At 52.9% G+C, this 4,849-nt stretch carries 4 protein-coding genes; all 4 read right to left on the bottom strand.

The genetic code is table 11. The features are described from left to right. Positions 1-41: 41 nt before the first annotated feature. The 4 genes from QZ279_RS11290 to ade all read right to left on the bottom strand — a co-directional run bounded on the left by QZ279_RS11290 (position 42) and on the right by ade (position 4,698). Positions 42-917 carry a DMT family transporter gene (locus tag QZ279_RS11290; protein WP_293450890.1) on the bottom strand — a complete coding sequence of 292 codons (876 nt, stop codon included), beginning with the start codon at positions 915-917 and terminating at the stop codon, positions 42-44. Positions 918-984: 67 nt separating this feature from the next. Beyond that, positions 985-1,272 (bottom strand): HU family DNA-binding protein, encoded by a 288-nt coding sequence (locus QZ279_RS11285; protein WP_293450888.1) that lies wholly within the window; start codon positions 1,270-1,272, stop codon positions 985-987. A gap of 132 nt (positions 1,273-1,404) precedes the next feature. Beyond that, positions 1,405-2,877, bottom strand: a complete 1,473-nt coding sequence (locus tag QZ279_RS11280; protein WP_293450886.1) for an AMP nucleosidase — start codon at positions 2,875-2,877, stop codon at positions 1,405-1,407. Between the two features lie 18 nt (positions 2,878-2,895). Beyond that, positions 2,896-4,698: an adenine deaminase gene (gene ade / locus QZ279_RS11275; protein WP_293450884.1), complete on the bottom strand. Its 1,803-nt coding sequence runs from the start codon at positions 4,696-4,698 to the stop codon at positions 2,896-2,898. Positions 4,699-4,849: the final 151 nt, after the last annotated feature.

Here is a 4,849-nt window from a genome sequence, read left to right as displayed (position 1 = left end):
AGACACCTATTGCTGTCACCCCTTGGGGTGCTCTGGCACGTTCAATTCCCCGTGGGTTTTTGTTTCGAAAGCTGCACAAGAAGAATCCCTGCAGTGATGATGATCACCCCGATGATGTCCATGCGTCCCAACGCTTCATCGAGCAAAAGCGCTGCAATTGCGACACCGAAGAAGGGATTTAGGAAATGAAAGGTAGATGCACGCACAGCACCGATGCGTTCCACGAGGCTGAACCAAATGAAGGTCGCAACAAGCCCTGGGATTAGGGTGGTATAGCCGAAGGCGAAAACCCATCGCAAAGACAGATTTACATAAAGCGTCTCGGTAGAGGAGGAAACGACACCTAAGATTGCGGATCCTACCAGCATTTGCAGGCCAACAATCATCAATAGGTTGCCTCCCGAAGAGGCCCCGCGCATCGCGAGTGTCGCAATGCTCAGGGCAAGCGCGCCAATAACACATAGCGCCATACCCCAAATGTCAGCGTTTCCATCAAAGCGCGCACCCATGATCAAGACCACGCCTGCAATGCCTAACAGCAGACCGATAACTCCTTGAACGGGCAAACGATCTTTCAAGAAAACCCAACCAATACCCGCAACGATCAAGGGCATTGTGGACGCGATGATGGACGCGAGCGAGGCTTGTACCGTTTGCATTGCGAAGAAATTTAGCCCGAGGTAGAGCGCGTTTTGGCATAGGCCGAACACGAAGACTGCGCGCCATTGTCCGCCGGTTAGTTTCCAGCTTTGCCCAAGTGCTTTGGCAATCGCGATGCCGATCAAGCCAGACAGAAAGAACCGTAAACTAAGTGAGGCAAACGGTGGCGCATCTTGGACGATGATACGTGCGGATGTGAATGCGCTTGACCACATGAAAGCAAAAGCCAATCCCATGAGCAATGCGCGAATATCCATGGGGTCACTCCAAATAAAAAGGGCCGCTTAAAAGCGACCCTTCTCGAAAATCATTGCGAATGCAAAATTAGCCGTTAACGCTGTCTTTAAGCGCCTTGGCGATTGTCATCTTAACAACCTTGTCCGCGTCCTTCTTGATCTGCTCACCCGTTGCTGGGTTGCGAACCATACGCTCAGGACGTTCACGGCAATAGATTTTGCCAACACCTGGAAGTGTGACAGCACCGCCGCCGGATACTTCGCGTGTGATCAGCGCACATACTGCATCAAGTGCTGCGCCTGCAGCTTTTTTATCGCCACCCATATCGTCAGCCAGTGCGGCGACCAGTTGAGTCTTTGTCATTGGTTTTGCCATGTTCATGGTCTCCCTATACTGCCCGTATCTTGGGCCTCTAAGGAAGCATCTAACTGTATCTTGACACTTTGCACAACGGATAGACGGCTAAAAAAGTGGAAAAAACAGGTGTTTTTGCTGGTTTCCGCAAGTTTAAAGGAATGCGGTCTCCTGAAATGAGCGCAATTTGCGGCTATGGATGCGTTCTAGGGGTGTTTCGCTAAGGCGTTCCATCGCGCGAATTCCGATCATCAGGTGGCGTGCAACCTGTGATTTGTAGAAGTCAGAGGCCATTCCCGGCAGTTTTAATTCACCGTGAAGGGGCTTGTCAGAAACACAAAGAAGTGTGCCGTAGGGAACGCGAAACCGAAAACCATTTGCTGCAATTGTCGCGCTTTCCATATCCAATGCGACCGCGCGCGATTGGGACAGTCGCTGCACAGGTCCGCTTTGATCGCGCAATTCCCAGTTTCGATTATCTACAGAGGCGACGGTTCCCGTGCGCATGATGCGTTTCAGATCGTATCCTTCAAGTTTGGTCACTTCTGCAACGGCGGTTTCCAAGGCAATCTGAATTTCAGCAAGTGGTGGGATTGGAACCCAAACGGGCAAGTCATCATCCAGCACACGGTCTTCACGCAGATAGGCGTGGGCGAGAACGAAATCACCAAGGCTTTGTGAATTGCGCAAACCCGCGCAGTGACCCACCATCAGCCAAGCATGTGGGCGTAGAACGGCAACATGATCCGTCGCGGTTTTCGCGTTGGATGGGCCAACACCGATGTTGACCAAAGTGATGCCGCTGCCGTCGTCTTTTTTCAAGTGATAGGTCGGCATTTGGGGCATTTTTAAAACGGGTTCAATCACACCATCTGCATCAGTAATCTCGACATTGCCCGTGCTAACAAAACTTGTGTAACCGCTCTTTGGATCAGCAAGCTGCAAGCGCGCGTAGGCTTCGAATTCCGACACATAAAACTGGTAGTTTGTGAATAACACATGGTTCTGGAAATGCGCAGGATCGGTCGCCGTGTAGTGCGACAAGCGAGCCAGTGAATAATCAACGCGCTGGGCGGTAAACGGGGCTAGCGGTTCTGTGCCATCTTCGGGAACCTTGTATGTTCCGTTCACAATGTCATCGTTGGTGGTGCTAAGGTCAGGAACATCGAACACATCGCGCAGCGTGAATTCGCCAGCGCCATCTTGAGGCACTGAAATACGCGCATCATTGGCGACCGCGAAGTGTACCGGAATTGGTGTGTCGGATACACCGATGCCAATCACGACATCGTGGTTTTCGATCAAAAGCGTGAGTTGCTGTTCGAGGTACTTCTGGAACAACTTTGGTTGTGTGATTGTCGTCGCATGGGTGCCGGGTGAAGAGATATGGCCAAAGCTAAGTCGGCTATCAATCTTGGCAAAGCTGGTCGTCGTGACCCGGATTTCTGGATAGAATGCACGGTAGCGATAACCCGGATGGCCTTCCGTCATTGCTTTGGAGAACTTTTCACACAGAAAGGTCGTGGCTTGCTCGTAAAGCACGATCAGCTGCGCAACCGCTTTTTTGGGGTCGCGGTAGGCTTCGGGGTGCATCAATTTAGGTGTAACAATAGATCGTTGGTTCATAATATCCTCAAGTCGCCCCTAGCTTTCAAAGAGCGGGGTCAGTTCAAATTTCGTGACATCCACAAGGCCACGGTCGGAAATCCTGATTTCAGGGATGACCACCAAAGCCAGCAATGAATGCTGCATGTAGGCGTTGTTCAGCGAGCAACCGCAATCAAGCATTGCTTGCACCATGGTGTCCGCCTTCTTCGCAACGTCGGCTGCAGGTTGGTCCGACATAAGACCTGCAATGGGCAGTTCAACAAGTGCCAGTTCGGTGCCGTTTTTCCAAACGGTGATGCCGCCCCCAACCTCTGACAAACGGTTTGCTGCGGCGGCCATCATCGCACGGTCCGTTCCAACGACAATCATATGGTGACTGTCATGTGCCACGGTCGAGGCCATCGCCATCGGTCCCTCATACCCAAAGCCAGATACGAAACCGTTAACAACGCCACCTGTAGCCCGATGTCGTTCGACCAAAGCAATTTGGCAAATGTCGTCTTGTCCGATCGTTTCAACCAAGCCGTCCGTAACAGGTAGATCAGCTTTTAGCGCTTTCGTTGGTGCTTGGTTTTCGACGACACCAATCACGTTGGCACGCACTGTGTTTGCGCCCTTAGGGGCGATGATTTCAAAGTCCTGTGCTGATTTGGCGAAACCCATGTTCACGGTCCCACGCGCATGGCTCGGCCAATCGTAATGCGGACACTTAACTTCGCAAACACCGTCACGTGCAACGGTTTGACCGCGTGCAATCACGTGTTCAATCGGCACGGTTTTCAAATCAGAGGTGAGGATAACATCCGCGCGTCGACCTGGTGCAATGGACCCTAATTCGCGCTCCAACCCAAAGTGGGTCGCTGTATTAATCGTCGCCATTTGCAGTGCGATCACGGGGTCACATCCGCATTCAATCGCATGACGCACAACGCGGTTCATATGGCCCTCGTTCACGATCGTTCCAGAATGGCTATCATCGGTACACAGAATAAAACTACGCGAATCGAGGCCCTTTTTAGTAACAGCCGTGATCTGGCTCTCCACATCATACCACGCAGAACCAAGCCGCATCATATGGCGCATCCCTTGGCGCACACGCGCAATCGCGTCAGCCTCGCACGTGCCTTCGTGGTCGTCTGCAGGACCACCGGCCGCATATGCATGGAACGCAGGACCAAGGTCGGGCGACGCATAGTGCCCGCCAACTGTCTTGCCGGCATTCTGGGTTGCTGCGATCTCAGCCAACATCTGCGGATCACCGTTCACGACACCGGGAAAATTCATCATCTCGCCCAGACCGATGATACCGGGCCATGCCATGGCCTCTGCGACATCCTCAGCTGAAATCTCGAAACCTGTCGTTTCCAGTCCCGGTGCTGACGGTGCACAAGACGGCATCTGCGTGAATATGTTGATCGGCTGCATCAAGGCTTCGTCATGCATCATGCGCACGCCCTCAAGGCCCAAAACATTGGCGATCTCGTGGGGGTCGGTGAACATGGATGTCGTACCGTGGGGAATAACGGCAGCTGCAAATTCTGCGGGGGTTAGCATGCCAGATTCGATGTGCATGTGTCCGTCGCACAAACCGGGGATCATGTACCGGCCATTGGCCTCGATGATGTCTGTCTCAGGTCCAATGCAATGTGACGCGTCAGGCCCGCAATAAGCAAAGCGCCCATCGGCAATAGCTAGATCGTGGTTTTCAAGGCACTCGCGCGTGTGGACGTTTACCCAAGTGCCGCCCTTGATCACAAGGTCAGCGGCAGCGCGTCCTGCTGCGACGGCGACCAATTTGGGGGCTGCTTGCGCCCATGTTTTGATAGGTGTTTCGCTCATGTGCAAGGTTGACACGGCTTTGGTTGATGTTCAAGCATCTCATTTAGCGCAAGTTAGGAGCAGGTGACATGGATTTCGAAACAGTCGGGCCAGCAGAGTTCGGGGCATCCCTAAAAGGATTGGGCCTGAATATCCTTGTGCGCGATGTCGT

Origin of the sequence: Planktotalea sp. (genome assembly GCF_018607965.1) — a bacterium.
Classification (GTDB): domain Bacteria; phylum Pseudomonadota; class Alphaproteobacteria; order Rhodobacterales; family Rhodobacteraceae; genus Planktotalea.
Note: the sequence above shows the minus strand (reverse complement) of the source record. Positions and strands in the feature narration are given on the sequence as shown.

Excerpts from the sequence above, each read along its gene's own strand:
- QZ279_RS11290 (WP_293450890.1), bottom strand. The coding sequence starts at position 917 with ATGGATATTCGCGCATTGCTCATGGGATTGGCTTTTGCTTTCATGTGG.
- QZ279_RS11285 (WP_293450888.1), bottom strand. The coding sequence starts at position 1,272 with ATGGCAAAACCAATGACAAAGACTCAACTGGTCGCCGCACTGGCTGAC.
- QZ279_RS11280 (WP_293450886.1), bottom strand. The coding sequence starts at position 2,877 with ATGAACCAACGATCTATTGTTACACCTAAATTGATGCACCCCGAAGCC.
- ade (WP_293450884.1), bottom strand. The coding sequence starts at position 4,698 with ATGAGCGAAACACCTATCAAAACATGGGCGCAAGCAGCCCCCAAATTG.